The following is a 15,991-nucleotide window of genomic DNA, read 5'->3' as shown; positions in this document are numbered from 1 at the left end:
GAACGCGGTGCGGCCCCCAACCCGCGTCAGGATGGGGCCGCTGAACGCGGGTCGAACTGGGACTGAGCGTACCGGCTCGGCTATTGCGTACCGGCGAAGCCGTCAACGTAAACGGCAGTTGCGTCGTCGGAGCACTTGTTGCGTCGCCACCGCGTTCCGTGCGGGTCTTCGGCCTCAGCCTGGCGTACGCGGGCGATCAATTTTGCCGGCCCTTCGGAGCAGAGCAGGTTTACTGCGCCGGGCCAGTCGAGCAGGCCGAGCGTGACGGCACGAGCAGCACCATCGCTCAGAACAGCCAACCGCGTTCGATCATCCACGGGGGCAGCGCCGATCAGAGCGTGCTGCGCGGCAGTCGGGTCGGCCTCGGCGATCCAGTACCCACCGGGCACGTTTCGAGCGGCCAGCTCGGTGTGCTTCATGGCGAGCAGGGCGGCGGTCTTGCTTGGTGAACCGATCGGATATCGGTCCGCTTCCACCCGCTCTGCAGTAGCCGTACGGCTCACCCGATCATCGGTTACCACGCTCAATCGGCCGCCCTGATCGACGACCAGCGAGACATCGCCGAGAACCAGGTACTCAAGGCTGGTCGGGTAGAAGCGCACCAGGCCGATGGCGGCCGAAGGGGTCCCTGGGTGCTCCAGGTCGCAGGTGCCGCGGTGCTCCTCTGCGACTCGGCTGATCGCCTGAGCGAGTGCTGTTGGCAGCGGCGTGGACAGGTCACGCGCCAACTCGACGACGTTCTCGCCCAACCGACGGGCATACCAGGTCACGCCATGAAGGCAGCCGGTATCCGTTCGCGCGGTTGCACCGTCCAACACAGCCACCAGGTTCTCGCCAGCGTGGAGCCAGTCCTCGTTGTCTCGATCCGCGCTGCCTGGATCACTGTTGACCAGTATTCGCATGCGGTCATGCACCGTCGGGCCGGTAGATCGGCGTCAGAAGCTCGCTGGAGGTGATCTGGCGAGTGGCTGGATCGAAGCTGCAGGTGATCAGCGCGGACCAACGGCGCCCTCGTACCTCGCGGTAGATCTCGGCCAGGTGACCCTCAAGGTAATGGGCCGCCCCAGCCGTACCGGGGCCGTGAATGCCAGCGAGATACAAGAACGTTCCCTTGCCGTCGGGACGAGGGAGCCGGCCGATGTAGGCATAGTCGACGGGCTCGCCGCTGTCGCTCGGTGACCGGTACTCCTTGCCGGCATTTTTGTCGATCAGGTACCAGCCGCGCTCGTCAACGGCGAATCCCAGGTGCTCGTCTGCCTCCAGAACCTGACCCACGAATGGCAGCAGCCGCGGGCTCGTAAGGACGATCAGATTCGGTCGGTTCAGCTTCACCATGCCGGGTGGCGGCACGATTTCGTGGTCCGCGCTGAGGCCGACAGACCGAGTCAGTTGGGCGAGGCGGTCGTACGCGGCCAGGGCCTCGGCGGACAGCACAGCCAAGGGTTTGCCGTCTGGCCGGCCGGTTTCGTGCTTCCCGCCGATCGCGACGGTCAGGCGACCCGAACCAAGGAGTGCACGCTCGGGCCGAACGCCGGCGGATAGCAACTGCGAGACCCGCGATCGGGACATCCCCAGCTTCTCGGCAATCTGCAGCTGGGTCATCTTCCCGTCGTGCAGCAACCCCTCGAACAGCTCACGCCGCTCGCGTGAGAGTTCCGCGATGGCCATCTGGTGGTCATCGATGAGGGCGTTGATCTGGCGAGCGCGCTCAAGGGGATCTTGTGCGGCCGTCACGTCTTGCGGGTCCGGCACGGCGTACTCCACTCCGGTGAGGGGGCTAACCAGAGCCTAGTTGGTCAACCCAGGGGCCATGAGCCGGCCGATCTAGGGGGCTTTCGAGATTGAGTGATTCAGGGGGCTTGACCAAAGGTAAGGGCCGTGGTGTCCTAAGTCCATCCCCCTAAACACGGCAGTAAAGGGGGCTGAAAGACGGAAGCCCCGGCGGGATAGCAGCCCGCCGAGGCCCCAACGGCATCCACCCCAAGGAGGCTCAGATGCCAGCAATGAGGGTACGTCCTGTCCCGGCCGAACCGGTGCAGGCTCCTTCTGGATCGACGGCCAATGAGGTGTCCGCGCTGGTAGCGCGGGCGCAGGCTGGTGACGCTGAGGCGTTCGGTCTGCTCTACGACCGCCACGTCGACCAGCTCTACCGATTCGTGTCGACCCAGGTGCGCGACCGCCAGACGGCCGAGGACCTGACCTCGGAGACGTTCCTGCGGGCGCTGCACAACCTCAGCGCGTTCCGCCCAGGCGGCGACTTCGGCACCTGGCTCACCGCCATCGCCCGAAACCTGGCGGGCGGCCACGAGTCGCACAGCGTCGAGTTTCCCGTGGCCGAGGTGCACCTCCAGGCCGAGACGACGAGCGACCCGGCGGCGACGACGGTGACCCGCCTGGCCCACGCCGCGCTGATCGCCGGCGTCGACCAGCTCACCGCGCCGCAGCGGCAGTGCATCGTGCTGCGGTACTGGCGGGAGCTGTCGATCGACGAGACCGCTCAGGCGATGGGCAAGACCCCGAAGGCGATCAAGGGCCTACAGCGCAAGGCGCTCATGGCACTGCGCGGGCTGCTTCCAGCCGGGGTGGTGATGCCGGCATGAGCGCACCGACGATCACGCCGACCAACGGCACCGACACGGCCGCGCTGCTGCGCGCCGCCCAGGGCAAGCCGGCCGCCCCGACGCAGCGGCTGCCGATGGGCATCCGAGTCATCACCGGCCCCGGCGCCACCCCGGCCGCTCGGACCGATGCTCCCTCCGCGCCGGCCGCTCGGCCGCTGCGGACGCTGGATCAACTGCTGACCCTGGCGCAGGGCAGCGAGGCCGCGCGGACCCGCCAGCTTGCGGAGAAAATCACCAGCCTCGTTGACGAGCTGACCGGCCGGCTGGAGGCCGAGCTGGCCGCCGTGGCGCGTCAGCTCGCGGCGAAGGAGGCCGAGCTGGCCACCGAGCTGGCCGCGGTGCGCCAGCAGATGGGCACCGGTTCGGTGGGCACCGCGCAGCGTCTAGCGATCCGCCAGTGGGCGCAGGCCAACGGCTACGAGGTGGCCGAGCGCGGCCGGATTCCACGGAATGTTCTGCAGGCGTGGGCGACCGCGACCGCGACCGGGTCGGAGGTGACCCGGTGAAGGCGCTCAGAGTGTTGCTCCCAGCCGCCGGCGCGTTGTCGCTGCTCGGGCACGTGTGGGCCGCGCAGGTGGCCCGGTCGCAGCGGACCCGGCTGGTCGAGGCCCGCCGGAGCGCGACCACGGACCCGCTCACCGGTCTGGCGAACCGCGCCGGGCTGACCGCCGCGCTCGACGAGTTGGACGGCGAGTCCTTCGACCTGGTCCTGATCGACCTGGACCGCTTCAAGCCGGTCAACGACACCTACGGCCACGCCGCCGGCGACGCGCTGCTGGTCGAGATCGGCCGCCGGTTGCGAGAGCCGCTGGACGGCATCGACGGCGCGGTCGTCGCCCGCATCGGCGGTGACGAGTTCGTGCTCGCGTCGCCGTCGCCAGCGCCGCTGGCGCAGATCCTCGGCGCCGAGGTCATCCAGGCGTTGTCCGCGCCGATCGAAGTCGCCGACGGCATCACGGTGACGGTGACGGCCAGCGTCGGCGCGGTCCACGCAACCCCCGGAGATGACCGGGCTCGGGTCATGGCGGCGGCGGACGCCGCCGCGTACGAGGCCAAGCTGCGCGGCGGTGACGGCCTGGTCGAGCACTGCGTGCTCACCGAGCTGCCCGAGGCCGAGCAGCGCCCGTTGCTGCGGATGCGGGAGCTGGCGGCCCTGACGAACGCGCTGGGGGTGACCGCATGACCAGCATCAGCAGCAACGAGCACCGGGCGCTGGCCTGCCGGCCCCCGCTGGACGGGCCCCTGCTGCGGACGGTGTTCCAGGTGCCGCCCGCGCTGCGCCTGGACGACGTCGGCGCGCTGTGCCCGCTCGACGATGTGGTGCTGAACCGGCAAGTCGACGGCTGGGCGTGCCCGGCCTGCGGCGCTGCCTGGGACAGCGCGGGCCGCGACGGCTGGTGGCCGATCACGCCGGTTGACGGCGAGCTGGTCGACCAGGACGACGCCGGCGAGACCGGCACCAGCCGCCGTACCCGGATCGCGCTGGTCAGCATCCTGGTGGCCGGTCTGGCCGCCGCCACGGTGGACCTCGGCCGCCGGTACGCCGAGCACACCAGCGAGGTGCCGGAGCAGCTCGTCTACTCCCCCGCCGTCGCTGTCGGCCTGGTCGGCGTGGTGCTGGCTGGCCGGCGGGTCGCCCGCTGGGTCGGCGAGCACCGCCACCCCCTCGCCGTCGACGTCGACGAGGCCGACCTCAACCCCCTCGGCAAGGAGCTGCTCGCGCAGGTCCGGGCTCGACGCGGGGAGGCGTTCTGATGGCCGGGCGGCTGGTGGTGCGAGTCCACCTCGACTGGACCGCACCGGGCCACTACGACCGTGACCGGTCGCTGCCCTGCCGGGTCTGCGCCACCACCACCAAGATGCGCGACGCCAAGGGCGCGGCCTGCCACCAGTCCTGCGCCGAGGACGAGATCGCCCGCGAGCTGCTCGGCGCTGGGCAGGCGCTGATCACCGACGAGCGGGTGCCGGCACCCGCTAAGACCCTGGGAGCGGCGGCGTGAGCAAGGCGACCCGGATCCGCGCGACGTACTGGGACCCCGAGGGCACCACCTTCGGCATCCCGACGTTCTGGTGGCGGGGCGCTCCGGCCGGCTACGCCACGGCCCGTCAGCTCCGGGCGCAGGGCCTGCGCCCGGGTGGTCAGCCGATCGCGGCTCAGGTCATGTGGCGCGGGGTGGGCGGCGAGCGGGTGGCCTACCTCTACCGGGTCGACCAGGCGGCGGCCAAGCGCACCGCCACGGCGGCGCAGCTCACCGCGATCGGCAAGGCCCTGGCCGCCCGGCGCACCTGCCGCACCTGCGGCGTCCAGCGGCCCTACTACATCCCGCGCTCCCTGGGCGAGTGCCTGGACTGCGCACCAGCGATGGGAGCGGCCCGATGAAGGAGAAGGTCCGCGACGCGGCAACGGTAGGGCCGTGGATCGCGATGGCCGCCGCGGTAATCCTCACCGCCAAGGGTGAGTTCGACCTGGCGGTCCTGGCCCACTTCTCGGCGTGGATCGCCTGGATGTTCCCGGTGATGCTCGACGTGTACGTGATCACCGCGTTCCACCGTCGTCGGTGGAAGGACATGGTCGTCGGCATGCTGCTGATGATCTTCTGTCAGGTCGCGGTGCACCTCCTCCCGGTCTTCATCACCGAGGGCGAGGAGACGCCCTGGGGTCTGGTGATGGCGGTCGCCTGCGTCGCGCCGATCGTGGTGGTCCGGGTCAAGATGCTGACCGGTCGTACCGCAAAGGAGATAGAGGCAGCAGCGAAGGCGGCCGAGCGGGCGGAAGAGCTGCGGGCGGCGCGAGCGGAAACCGCCGCCGCGAAGGCGGCGCAGGTGGCAGCCGAGACGAAGGCCCGAGCGGAAACGGCACGGGCCGAGGCGGAAACCGCTGCCCGCGCCAAGGCGGAAACCCGCGCGGCCCAGGCGGAAAAGTTGGCACAGACGCAGGCGGAAAAGCAGGCGGAAATCGAGGCCGCCACGGAGGCGGAAATCGCCGCACACGCCCGCGCCGCCGCCGAGGCCGCCGACGCCGTCCGGGTCGCCGATCAGCGGGCCACCGCCGCGACCGAGGCTGCTGCCCTGGCCGAAGGCCGCCTCGCCGAGGCCCGTGACACCGCCGATCGGGCCAACACCGCCCGCGCCCTCACCGAGAAGGCCACGACCGACCAGATCCAGGCGCTCACCGATGCCGCTGAGCAGGCCGAACGCGACCACCAGCAGGCACTGGCCGAAGCCCGCTACACGAGTCAGGCCGCTCAGGAGCGAGCCGCAGAACTGGACGAAACGGTCCGGGCGCTGCGGGCGCAGCTCGACGAGGCGCAGCGCTTCGCCGAGCGGCTGGCCACCGCACGGGCCATCGCCGAGCAGGAGAGCCAGGCGATCAAGGACGCCCGCGACGGTCTCGTCAACGAGCTGGAGCGCACCCGCCGGGCCCTGGCTCGGGCGCAGGAACGGGCGGAAATCCACCCTGGCCGGCAGCCGGAAATCCTGCGGCCCGTCACGCGGAAATCTCTGGCCGCCGTTCCGGCCGAGTTGCCGGCTGACCTGCCCGAGGTGGAGACGGTCAAGCCGGAAAAGGTGGCGGCGATCCTCCGGGCGCGAGCGGAAAACCCGGACGCCAAACAGGCCGAGCTGGCGGAGATCACCGGGATTTCCGACCGCACCATCCGCAAGGTCCTCAACGCCGTGCCGGTGGAAATCGCCGGCCAGGTCTTCGAACTAGCTGGCAGCGACCGCGTCGCCTGACGCGCCGCAGGCCCGGGAGATGAGACCACGGTGCTCGGCCCGCCAACGACGTCGGGCCGAGTGCCGTGGCCCCACCCCTCGGCAGGAGGAACCGACCTGATGACGCACATGCCGACCCTGCACCACTCACGACTGATGGAGGTGATCTGGTGAGCGCTCTACCCGCCGAGGACAACTACCGTCCGTCACCGACGCCGCGAATTCCATTCCGGCGGCCAGCGGACGTGGTTCCCCTGGTCCCGCAGAGGCAGGAGGCCCCGCCGGCCCCTCCCCTACCGGAATCCAACCAGGACGAAACCACACGAACCGAGCTGGCCTCTTCCGGCCCCAACTCCGGCACCGGAATTACTCTCCGTGATATTCCGGGCGACTGGGAGAGCGTCACCGCCGTGTGGACCGGCTCCCCGGAGCCACTGTCCGACATGGTCGGGCAGGCCGGCCGGGCCCGCGAGGGCCAGGACGCCCACGCGATCGCGATGGCCTGCTGGGCCGTGCTCGTACTCATCCCGCGCGGGCTGCTGCACCTGGCCTCGTGGGTCCTGGCCCATCCCCTACGCACGGTGGCCGTCGCCGCGGTGGCCGCCGTCTTCATCGCAACCCTCTGAGAGGAGGCACCACCCATGACCAGCGCCCTGTTCGTGCTCGCCGGCCTCGTCTACATCGTTCTGTCGCTCGTCTTCCACTTCACCCCTCGCCTGCGGGTCATGGCCGGCCTGGGCGTCGGCGCGCTGCTCGCCGGCGACGTCGTCTCGCAGGTCAACAAGTGGCTCGCCAAGGGCATCACCGCGATCGCCGAGCCGATCGGCGACTGGATCGGCCAGGACACCAAGGACGTCGCCCTGGCCATCCCCACCGCCCTCGGTATCGGGCTGGCGATCGTCGTGGCCGTGTTCCTGCGCGGCAAGGGCGGCGGCAAGTCCGCCGGCGCCGGCAAGGGCGCGGTCGGCAAGGGCGGCGGCGGGGGCCGCAAGGCCAAGCTGGCCCACGCCGCGCTGACCTGCGCGCTGCTGCTGCCGATGGTCATCGGCGGTCTCGGCGCGACGATCCGGGACGTGATCCAGTGATCTTCTTCGACATCCTGGTCTACCTGGCGGTGGCGAAGATCGCCGTGCTGCTGCTGGAGGACGCTTCCTACGCGGTGCGGGGCAAGCAGTCCCCGCGCCGGCAGGCCCGCGCCCGCCAGCAGGCCGCCGCGCAGAAGGCCGCCGCTGACGGCCCGGCCGGGGCGAGCGCCCCGGCCGGCGCCGGCCGGACCGGAAGCACGGTTGCTGCCGCCAACGGCTACTTCGCCGGGCTGATCGAGGACGCCACCGAGCGGTCCCGGGCCCGCCGCCGCCGCGCCGTCGCCCGCAAGCGGGGCACCCAGGCGGTCGACGGGGTCGTGGTCGACGTCGACGAGGATGGCCGCTGGTACGCCGACTGCGACCACTGCGGGTGGGCCAGCCGCCCGTACCGGATCGAGGCCAACGCGCTGGCCGCCGGCCGGGAGCACACCCGCACCGAGCACCCCGAGCAGTACACCGGTGAGCCGGGGGACGCCCAAGGCAGCGGCGCCGGCGCTGATTCCGCCGAATCGGCCGACGACGGCGCGGGCGAGCAGAAGCCGCGCCGGCCGGTGCTGAGGGTCATTCCCGGCGGCGCCCAGGAGCCCGCATCGCCGGCCAGCCAGCAGCCGGCAGCGGCACCGCAGTCGGCGGCCAGCGCCCCGGTGCCCCCGACGCCCAAGTTGACCACCAAAGAGTGGCCGCAGCGGTTCCACCACACGACCTGCGACCGGTGCGGGAAGACCAGCGTCACCGACGAGATGCCGCGCAGCTGCCCCCGCTGCGGTGCCGACGACAGCCGGCTGCGGGAGGTTCCCGACCCCGCCCCGGCACCCGACATCCCCACGTTCCGGTGGCGGTGCCCGACATGCGACGCCACCGAGACCGGGTTCGCCACCCGCCCCGCCGCCGACGCCGCAGCGGCCAAGCACACCTGCGCCGCGCGTGATGTCCCCACGTACTACTGGCGGTGCCCGAAGTGCCGCGCCTACGGGTCGGGTTTCGCCTCAAAGGCCGGCGCTGAGGCAGCGGGCGCCCAGCACACCTGCGTGACGGCGACCGAGACACCTGCGCCGAGCACGCCGACCGACACCCCGGCGCCGACCACGCCGACCGACCCCCCTGTAGCGACCGACACCCCCGCGCCGACCAACCAGGCCGATCGGGAGCGGCTGCGCACCGAGCTGTACGGCAAGTGCGCCTACCGCGAGGTCCGTGAGGGCCACCCCGACCAGTGGTGCGACAACCCGGTCGACGGGCAGGACCCGTACTGCGCCGACCACCGCCAGGCGGCCACGCCGGAGCCCACGAACGAGGCGAGCGCCGCACCGGCCGCAACCACACCGACGGCCGAGACGAACCAGCCGGGCGAGCAGCACTACACCCGGTGCGCGGCCTGCGGCCTCGTCAACGGGCCGACCCAGATGTGGCCGTTCCACTGCCCCCGCTGCGGGGCCGGGGACGACCAGCTCCACCCGGCGAACGACCTCGCCGGCGACATCGAGGGCATCCGCGCGGGCTTCGAGCGCTGCTCGTCGTGCGGCAAGGACCTCGACGCCCACGACATCGTCGTGGGCCCGTTCGGCCGCCCCCTGGCCATGTGCCGCTCGGAGAGGGCCGACGACGACCAGGGGATGGGCACCCGGCCCAGCCCCATGACCAACAGCTACACCGATCTGAAGGAGATGACCGTGAACCTGGAAGCCACTGGCCCTGACGAGATCCGCGCCGCGTTCACCCAGGCCGCCGAGGCCGCCGGGGAGCGCGCCGAAGAGGTCGCCGGTGTCGCCGGCGTCCTGACCGACGCCGCCGACCGGTACGAGGGCCTGGACATGTCGGCGTCCACCGTCGGGCACCTGCGCGACGCCGCGGAGGCGTTCGCCGCCGCTCAGGGCTCGCTGAACACCGCCCAGGAGGAGCTGCAGGCCGCCCTGGCCGACTTCAACGCGAAGGACGGCCAGGTCGCCGAGGCCGTCGCCGAGGCCGGCGGCAACGTCGCCAGCAAGGAAGTCCTGGTCGGCTGACCCGACCCCACCCCGGGCCCCGGGGCGAGCACCGCCCCGGGGCCCTCTCCCCTCCCCCTCGAACCGCCCCCGCCCAGCCCTGAACGTGAGGAGCCCGCGATGTCGACCCGGACCAATGACGAGATCCGCGCGGACCGTCTGGCCAAGGCCGGCCAGGTCCTGACCGCCCTGCTCGCCGTCACCGCCTACGCGGTTGCCTGGCTGATCAAGCGCAGTTGGCGGCGGCTGCTGCCCGCGTACTGGGTCGCCGCGGAGCTGGCCGTTGCGTGGGTCGCCGGGCCGTTGGGTCTGTCGTGGCAGACCGTGGGGATCCTCGCCCTGGCCATCACCGCGACGGCGGCCTGCTGGCAGGCCCGCTCCCGCACCGTGCGCGCCTGGCGGGCCGCGATCGCGGTCGTGCTCGGCGGCGCTGCGGTGGCGACGGTCGCCGGGGGTGGACCGGCCGCGATGGCCGCGCACCCCACGCTGACGATCGCGGTGCCGACCGCGCTCGGCGCGGTGCTGGGGTGGCCGTGGTGGCACCACCTGCGCCACCTCGCCCCGCCAGCGGCGCCCGAGCCGGTGGTGATCGACGAGCCGGTCGACGTGGCCGACCCGCTGACCGCGCACTGGGAGCAGCGCTGGCAGCACGAGGTGGTCGGGCAGGGCGTGTGCGCCGGCACCAGCCTCGTCAAGGCGGTCGAGCCCCGGCCGGGCATCACCGAAGCCCTCGTGCGTCTGGCCCCCGGCACCAAGCCCGGCCCGCTGTTCAAGTCCGGGGTGGACGTCGAGGTCGCCCTGGACCTCAACGAGGGCGCGGTCGGCTGGCGATCCACCGGTAAGCGGGCGTGGCTGCGGGTGGTCCTCGTCGAGAACTCCTACATCGCCACCGGCGTGCCGTGGACCGGCCCCACCTACAACAACGGCCGCTTCGAGATCGCCCGGTTCGCCGACGGCTCCCCCGGCGACTGGGTGGCGTCCCGGCCGAAGTACGGCGTGCTCGGCGGCCTGGTCGTCGGCTCCACCGGCGCCGGGAAGTCCCGCGCCCTCGGTGCGCTGATCGCGAACCTGCTCGAAGGTGGCGTTCAGGTCGCCGTCGGCGACCCGCAGAACGGCCAGTCCTTGCCCGCGTGGCGCGATGCCGTGGAATACCACCCGGGCATCGAGAAGACCACGCTGCTGGCCCGCCGGGCGCACGCCGAGATCATGCGCCGGTCCCAGTTGCTCGCCGACGCCGGCGTCGAGGCCTTCGACGAGAACGACCCCCGGGTCAAGGCCCTCGGCCTGAGCCGTTTCATCATGATCATCGACGAGTGCCAGCTGATCCTGATCCCGAACACCCCGATCGTGGCGCTGGTAGAGCAGTCCGCCGAGACGATGCGCAAGACCGGCTTCGGCATCGTCCTGGCCACGCAACTGCCGCAGATGCGCTCGTTGGGCGGGTCGGTGCGGCTGCGCGATGCCCTGGTCGCCGGCAACGCCCTGGTCCTGCGGCTGTCCAATCGGGGATCGGGCACCACGATCCTGCCCGACGACTTCGTTGGTGACCCGTTCGCCCTGCAGCCGGAGATCGACGGGAAGTCCACCGCCGGCATGGGCTACCTGCGCCACAGCAACCGCGTCGGGATGCTCTGCCGCGTCCCGAACCTCGACGAGGCCGCCGCCGCTGCTGCGGCCCCGCGTGTGCCGGTGCGGTGGAACGTGCCCGAGGTCGACCCCAAGAGCCCAATCGTGCTGCCGGGGCACCGCGCTCCCGCCAAGGCGGCCACGACCGCAGGCGGTGGCAGCGCGGTGGACCGGCTGCGCGCCGCGTTCGGCGGTGGCGGCGGACGAAAGGCCACGACCGTGGTGGAGCAGGACGCACCGCTGACCCCCGCCGAGTGGGTCCTGGCGTGCCTGCGTCGCGGACCCGCCTCCGCTCAGGCGCTGCTGGACCGCCCGGACTGCCCGGTCAACCAGTCCCAGCTCTACGCGCTGCTGGGCCGACTCAAGGACACCGGCCGCATCACCCCGCCCGCCCAGCGCGGCGGCCCGTTCACCACCTCGGCCTGACCGCCGCCGTGACAGCCGACCGCACCGCCCGGGTCGGCTCTCGCGGTGGCCGCCAAGCCCACCCCGCCCTGCCGCTCACCCCGGACAAGGAGACTCCCATGGCCAGCACCCGCCGCAGCAAGAAGCAGCCCGAGGTCGACCACGGCGCCGAATTCGCCCGCCGCGCTGGCCTGGCCGCCCTCGCCGCCTGGTACGCCACGGCGGCCGGCGCCGGCCGCCTCGCCCGCAAGCTGCCCAGCCCGCACCGGACCTCGGGCGTCGACCTGCCCGGCCACGACACGGCCGGCCTCGTCCTGCTGCTCACCGGCGTCATCACCGCGGCCGCCGTGTGGACCCACCCCGCTGGCGTGCCCGGCCGGCTCCTGGGTGTGCCGGCCGGCATCGCCGAGGGCCTTCTCGGCCACCTCGCCGTCGTCGCGCCGCTGCCCCTGGTCTGGCTCGCGATCCAGGCGATGCGCCACCCCGCCGGCAGCCAGACGGTGCGGATCCTCGCTCAGGCCGCTGGCGCCCTGCTCACCGCCGCCGGCCTCTGCGGGCTGCTGGACCTGCCCACAGCCGGTGCCGGAGGGCTGCTCGGTGAGATCACCGGCGCTCTCGACGCGGTGCTCAGCATCTGGGGGGCCGTGCCGGTCCTACTCGGCCTGATCGCCGCCGGCCTCACCGCCGCCACCGGCATCAGCCCGGTCGCCGTGGTGGCCACCCTCGCCGCCACGCGATCGCGCCGGGCCGCACTGGCCGACACCGATGAGGACCTGGACCGGCTGGTCGACGACGTCGACGACGTGGACCGGGACGACGCTGCCGAGGTGCCGGCCGCCCCACGCCCGCCTACCACCGCAGCGGCGCCGGCGGATTCCGTGGAATCGGCACCCCGACCGCCGCGCCCGCGCCGCGAGGCGACCGGGGCGGCCCTGGCGGCCACGCCGGCGACGGCCGCCGCTGCGGAGCCGGTGACGGCGGGCGGCTACCAGTTGCCGCCGCTGAGCCTGCTCGCCGCCGGCGACCCACCGCAGCGGCGTACCGCCGCCACCGACACCGGCAAGAAGGCCCTCCAGGGCGTCCTGGACGACTTCAAGGTCGCTGGGACGGTGTCCGGCGCGCACCGCGGGCCGACCGTCACCCGCTACGAGATCACCATCGGCCCCGGGGTAAAGGTCGAGCGCGTCATCGGCTTGGCGAAGAACTTCGCCTACGTCGTCGGCAAGCCCGAGGTGCGGCTGCTGTCCCCGATCCCGGGCAAGAGCGCCGTCGGTGTGGAGGTACCCAACCCCGACCGGGAGACGGTGACCCTCGGCGACGTCATCCGCTCCCGCGCCGCCCGTGATGGGCACCGGCTGCTCGTCGGTCTGGGCAAGGACATCGACGGCAAGGCCGTCACGGCGAACCTGGCGACCATGCCGCACCTGCTCCTGGGTGGCGCCACCGGAGCCGGGAAGTCGGGCTGCCTGAACACCCTGCTCGTGTCGATCCTGACCCGGGCGACGCCCGACGAGGTGCGGCTGCTGCTGATCGACCCCAAGCGCGTCGAGTTGACCGCCTACGCCGGCATCCCCCACCTCGTCACCCCGATCGTCACCAACGCGCGTAAGGCCGCCGACGCCCTGGACTGGGTCGTGCAGGAGATGGACCTGCGCTACGACGACATGTCCCTCACCGGCGTGCGCAACATCGACGACTTCAACCGCAAGGTCCGCGCCGGGCAGATCACCACCACCGCGCCCAGCGGACGAGCCCTCAAGCCGTACCCGTACCTGGTGGTGGTCGTCGACGAGCTGGCCGACCTGATGATGGTCGCGCCCCGCGAGGTCGAGGACGCGGTCGTGCGGATCACCCAGCTCGCCCGCGCCGCCGGCATCCACCTCGTGCTGGCCACCCAGCGCCCCTCGGTGGACGTGGTGACCGGGCTGATCAAGGCCAACGTCCCGTCGCGGCTCGCGTTCGCGACCAGTTCCCTGACCGACTCCCGGGTCATCCTCGACCAGCCCGGCGCGGAGAAGTTGCTCGGCCAGGGCGACGGCCTGTTCCTGCCCATGGGCGCGTCCACGCCGGTCCGGATCCAGGGCGCATGGGTCAGCGACGCCGAGGTCACCGCCGTCGTCGAGCACTGGCGTTCCCAGGCCGCCACCGGTGCCCAGCCCTCCGCGCCGGCCACCGTGATGCCGCCGGCCGCTGAGACCCCGGCCCGCCCGGCGGTGAACACCGCTGTGGTCGATGGGCTCGACGACCACGAGCGGGCCCTGCTGCGTGAGGCCGCCGAGCTGATCGTCACCAGCCAGTTCGGGTCGACCTCGATGCTGCAGCGCAAGCTGCGCATCGGCTTCGCCAAAGCTGGCCGGCTCATGGACACCCTCGCCGACCTGCGCGTGGTCGGCCCCTCCGAAGGCTCCAAAGCCCGTGACGTGCTCGTGCGCGTCGACAAGCTGCCCGACCTGCTCGCCGCGCTCGGCGGCGACTCCCCCGCCGACTCCGACGACGCCGGCGCGACCGTGCTGGCGTTCCCCCGCAACGGCACCCGCCGCTGACCTGCCCCGCACCGTCCCACCCGGATCCGCCAGACGAAGGAGAGCCCCATGCGCACCTCCCCCACCTCCGGCGAGCAGCACCTCGCCCCCATCGACCACATCACCACCAGCGAGACCGGCGAGGGCCGCCGACGGTCGCTGGCCACCTGGTGGCGCGACAACCGCGCCGCGCTGTTCGTGCGCGACAACTGGCTGCTCGGCGTGTTCGCGCTGGCCGCCCTCGGCCTGCTCAGCGTGCTGCTGTGGGCCATCTGGGTCATCGTCACCAAGCTCGCCGACGTCGTGGACGCCGGCTTCGGCGCGGCCGGCGCCTGGGTCACCGACGGGCCGATCACCCACAGCATCTCCGACCCGATGCGCGCCTACCTCGACACCCACACCGCCGGCCTGCCCGCCACCGCCCGTGACCTGTGGATCATGTGGCTCGTCGCGGCTGGCGCCCTCTACCTCGGCGCGCTGTTCGGTTCCACCTACGCCCGCATCGGCTGGGCCGCGATCGGCGCCCTGACCGGCGTTGCCGTGTACGCCGGCGCTCCGGCCGGCACCGGCCCGGCCGCCGCCGGCTTGACCGCCGTGGTGTGGCTGACGCTGTCCCTGCTTGCCTACGCCGGCCGCAGCAGCCTCACGGTCGGCGACATCCTGCCCAGCCTTGCCAACCGGCGCGATCGCGATCCGGTCATCGACAGCACCTACTGACCCGCACATACGGCGGGCGGCCCACGCCTCCTACAGCCAGGGCCGCCCGCCACTCCCCCATCCAGCAGACAGAAGGAGCTACCTCCATGGTGCCCGATCCGGGTGACCCGACCTACCTCGGCGCGGCCTACGCCAGCGATAACGATCCGCGTGGTCAGCGCCGTCTCTTCCAGATCCCCACCGCCGGCGCGCACGCGGTGCTGGTGGAGATTCCCACCAGCCTTGCCGACAGCACCTCCCGCTGTACCGGCTGCGGTCACACCGACAGCGACTTCTCCGACCTGGAGATCCTCGCCCGCGCTGGCGCGCACGCTTCCGCCTGCGGGCGAGGCACCGTCACCGCCGCTCTGGACGCCGAGATCGCCACCGTCCGCAGCGAGCTGGCCCGCATCGACCCCAAGGCCGGCGGCTACCTGCAGATGGCGGGGGTCCTGCTCGGCGCCGGCCTGGCGGTGCTCGGCGGCGCCGGAGCCGGCGGCCACCTCCCCCCGTCCGCGCTGCGGGCCGGCGCGGCCACCGCTGTGGTGGTCCTCGTCGCCGTCGCCCTGCTCCTGCTGGCCTCCCGCCCCCGCCTCGGCGGCGACTTCGGATTCGTGGCCTACGCCGATGCCGACACCGCCCAGGACGTGCTCGCCCGTATCGCCGGTGGTGACGCCGACCAGGTCCCGCAGATGACGCCGCTGACCCGCGCCCACGAGCTGTCGTGGCTCTCTCGCGCCACACGGGCCAAGTACGTGGCGATCGCGCGCGCGGTGCCGCTGCTGCTTGCCGGGTACGTCGGCGCGGCCGTCACCGCGGCCCTGGCGATATGGGGGCGGTGAACACGATGACCAGCCCACAGTTCGCCACCGACGTCCTCGGTACCACCGACGAATACCGGCTCGACATCGTCACCGACCCCGAACCCGACAGTCCCCAGGTTGTCAGCTACTTCACCGCCAACGACCCCGAGGCGGCGAGCCGCCAGGCGCTGCGGCTACTCGCCGCCGTCGACGGCCCCGACGACCGCTACGGCGAGCTCTACGCCCACGACGGCGACGGCGGCGCCGTCCACTTCGACACCATCCATCTTCCCGAGTGATCAATCATTGCGCGCTGATAGGCGGTCCGAATTGCCGGGCCGCCCATTCGGCTACATGCAGCCGAATCTCCTTACCCCGCAATGCCGCCGGACTCATGGAGGTATGTACCGATTTTGAGTCTGTATCCACACAGGACTGTGAGCGTTCGGTGGTTTCGGAGCGTGTTGGGGTGCCTGCGGCGGGGAGAGTCGCCGTAAGATCGCCGGGTCATGCGACTGAATTGATCTTGAGGGAGCG

General features: G+C 72.2%; 17 protein-coding genes. 15 read left to right on the top strand and 2 right to left on the bottom strand.

Features of this window, described 5'->3' with window-relative positions:
• Window positions 1–80: 80 nt before the first annotated feature.
• On the bottom strand, window positions 81–902 hold the full coding sequence (locus tag OHB44_RS33230) for a protein phosphatase 2C domain-containing protein (protein ID WP_330441372.1): 822 nt from the start codon (window positions 900–902) through the stop codon (window positions 81–83).
• Window positions 903–906: 4 nt separating this feature from the next.
• Window positions 907–1,764: a sigma factor-like helix-turn-helix DNA-binding protein gene (locus OHB44_RS33225; RefSeq protein ID WP_442932721.1), complete on the bottom strand. Its 858-nt coding sequence runs from the start codon at window positions 1,762–1,764 to the stop codon at window positions 907–909.
• Window positions 1,765–2,003: 239 nt separating this feature from the next.
• Between OHB44_RS33225 and OHB44_RS33220 the strand changes: the two genes are divergently transcribed.
• The 15 genes from OHB44_RS33220 (at window position 2,004) to OHB44_RS33150 (ending at window position 15,753) form a co-directional block, all read left to right on the top strand.
• A complete protein-coding gene (locus tag OHB44_RS33220) occupies window positions 2,004–2,600 on the top strand; it encodes an RNA polymerase sigma factor (RefSeq protein WP_330441371.1) in 597 nt (198 codons plus the stop codon).
• The gene (locus OHB44_RS33215; RefSeq protein WP_330441370.1) at window positions 2,597–3,127 is read left to right on the top strand and encodes an Lsr2 family DNA-binding protein; all 531 of its coding nucleotides are present in this window, start codon (window positions 2,597–2,599) and stop codon (window positions 3,125–3,127) included. Before OHB44_RS33220 ends, OHB44_RS33215 begins: the two co-directional genes overlap by 4 nt.
• Window positions 3,124–3,804 (top strand): GGDEF domain-containing protein, encoded by a 681-nt coding sequence (locus OHB44_RS33210; RefSeq protein WP_330441369.1) that lies wholly within the window; start codon window positions 3,124–3,126, stop codon window positions 3,802–3,804. Before OHB44_RS33215 ends, OHB44_RS33210 begins: the two co-directional genes overlap by 4 nt.
• Window positions 3,801–4,376, top strand: coding sequence for a hypothetical protein (locus OHB44_RS33205; RefSeq protein WP_330441368.1), 576 nt, complete (start codon window positions 3,801–3,803; stop codon window positions 4,374–4,376). Before OHB44_RS33210 ends, OHB44_RS33205 begins: the two co-directional genes overlap by 4 nt.
• Window positions 4,376–4,621, top strand: coding sequence for a hypothetical protein (locus OHB44_RS33200; RefSeq protein ID WP_330441367.1), 246 nt, complete (start codon window positions 4,376–4,378; stop codon window positions 4,619–4,621). Before OHB44_RS33205 ends, OHB44_RS33200 begins: the two co-directional genes overlap by 1 nt.
• Entirely contained in the window at window positions 4,618–5,001 is a 384-nt protein-coding gene (locus tag OHB44_RS33195) for an RRQRL motif-containing zinc-binding protein (protein WP_330441366.1), read from the top strand. The genes OHB44_RS33200 and OHB44_RS33195 overlap by 4 nt, the downstream gene beginning before the upstream one ends.
• A 152-nt stretch (window positions 5,002–5,153) precedes the next feature.
• Window positions 5,154–6,356, top strand: coding sequence for a hypothetical protein (locus OHB44_RS33190; protein ID WP_330441365.1), 1,203 nt, complete (start codon window positions 5,154–5,156; stop codon window positions 6,354–6,356).
• Between the two features lie 389 nt (window positions 6,357–6,745).
• Window positions 6,746–6,961 carry a hypothetical protein gene (locus OHB44_RS33185; protein ID WP_112583577.1) on the top strand — a complete coding sequence of 72 codons (216 nt, stop codon included), beginning with the start codon at window positions 6,746–6,748 and terminating at the stop codon, window positions 6,959–6,961.
• Window positions 6,962–6,976: 15 nt separating this feature from the next.
• Window positions 6,977–7,420 carry a hypothetical protein gene (locus OHB44_RS33180; protein ID WP_330441364.1) on the top strand — a complete coding sequence of 148 codons (444 nt, stop codon included), beginning with the start codon at window positions 6,977–6,979 and terminating at the stop codon, window positions 7,418–7,420.
• Complete coding sequence (locus tag OHB44_RS33175) at window positions 7,417–9,423, top strand: hypothetical protein (protein WP_330441363.1); 2,007 nt, start codon at window positions 7,417–7,419, stop codon at window positions 9,421–9,423. Before OHB44_RS33180 ends, OHB44_RS33175 begins: the two co-directional genes overlap by 4 nt.
• 99 nt (window positions 9,424–9,522) lie before the next feature.
• On the top strand, window positions 9,523–11,454 hold the full coding sequence (locus OHB44_RS33170; RefSeq protein ID WP_330441362.1) for an ATP-binding protein: 1,932 nt from the start codon (window positions 9,523–9,525) through the stop codon (window positions 11,452–11,454).
• Window positions 11,455–11,552: 98 nt separating this feature from the next.
• Complete coding sequence (locus tag OHB44_RS33165) at window positions 11,553–13,976, top strand: FtsK/SpoIIIE family DNA translocase (protein ID WP_330441361.1); 2,424 nt, start codon at window positions 11,553–11,555, stop codon at window positions 13,974–13,976.
• A gap of 48 nt (window positions 13,977–14,024) precedes the next feature.
• Window positions 14,025–14,672: a hypothetical protein gene (locus tag OHB44_RS33160; RefSeq protein ID WP_330441360.1), complete on the top strand. Its 648-nt coding sequence runs from the start codon at window positions 14,025–14,027 to the stop codon at window positions 14,670–14,672.
• Window positions 14,673–14,758: 86 nt separating this feature from the next.
• Complete coding sequence (locus OHB44_RS33155) at window positions 14,759–15,493, top strand: Pycsar system effector family protein (protein WP_330441359.1); 735 nt, start codon at window positions 14,759–14,761, stop codon at window positions 15,491–15,493.
• Window positions 15,494–15,498: 5 nt separating this feature from the next.
• Window positions 15,499–15,753: a hypothetical protein gene (locus tag OHB44_RS33150; protein WP_330441358.1), complete on the top strand. Its 255-nt coding sequence runs from the start codon at window positions 15,499–15,501 to the stop codon at window positions 15,751–15,753.
• The last annotated feature ends 238 nt before the right edge of the window (window positions 15,754–15,991 follow it).

Source organism: Micromonospora sp. NBC_00821 (assembly GCF_036347035.1).
GTDB classification, from domain to species: domain Bacteria; phylum Actinomycetota; class Actinomycetes; order Mycobacteriales; family Micromonosporaceae; genus Micromonospora; species Micromonospora hortensis.
Note: the sequence above shows the minus strand (reverse complement) of the source record. Positions and strands in the feature narration are given on the sequence as shown.

Coding starts and splice junctions, on each gene's coding strand:
- OHB44_RS33230 (WP_330441372.1), bottom strand. CDS start 902: ATGCGAATACTGGTCAACAGTGATCCAGGCAGCGCGGATCGAGACAAC.
- OHB44_RS33220 (WP_330441371.1), top strand. CDS start 2,004: ATGAGGGTACGTCCTGTCCCGGCCGAACCGGTGCAGGCTCCTTCTGGA.
- OHB44_RS33215 (WP_330441370.1), top strand. CDS start 2,597: ATGAGCGCACCGACGATCACGCCGACCAACGGCACCGACACGGCCGCG.
- OHB44_RS33205 (WP_330441368.1), top strand. CDS start 3,801: ATGACCAGCATCAGCAGCAACGAGCACCGGGCGCTGGCCTGCCGGCCC.
- OHB44_RS33200 (WP_330441367.1), top strand. CDS start 4,376: ATGGCCGGGCGGCTGGTGGTGCGAGTCCACCTCGACTGGACCGCACCG.
- OHB44_RS33180 (WP_330441364.1), top strand. CDS start 6,977: ATGACCAGCGCCCTGTTCGTGCTCGCCGGCCTCGTCTACATCGTTCTG.
- OHB44_RS33170 (WP_330441362.1), top strand. CDS start 9,523: ATGTCGACCCGGACCAATGACGAGATCCGCGCGGACCGTCTGGCCAAG.
- OHB44_RS33165 (WP_330441361.1), top strand. CDS start 11,553: ATGGCCAGCACCCGCCGCAGCAAGAAGCAGCCCGAGGTCGACCACGGC.
- OHB44_RS33160 (WP_330441360.1), top strand. CDS start 14,025: ATGCGCACCTCCCCCACCTCCGGCGAGCAGCACCTCGCCCCCATCGAC.
- OHB44_RS33155 (WP_330441359.1), top strand. CDS start 14,759: ATGGTGCCCGATCCGGGTGACCCGACCTACCTCGGCGCGGCCTACGCC.
- OHB44_RS33150 (WP_330441358.1), top strand. CDS start 15,499: ATGACCAGCCCACAGTTCGCCACCGACGTCCTCGGTACCACCGACGAA.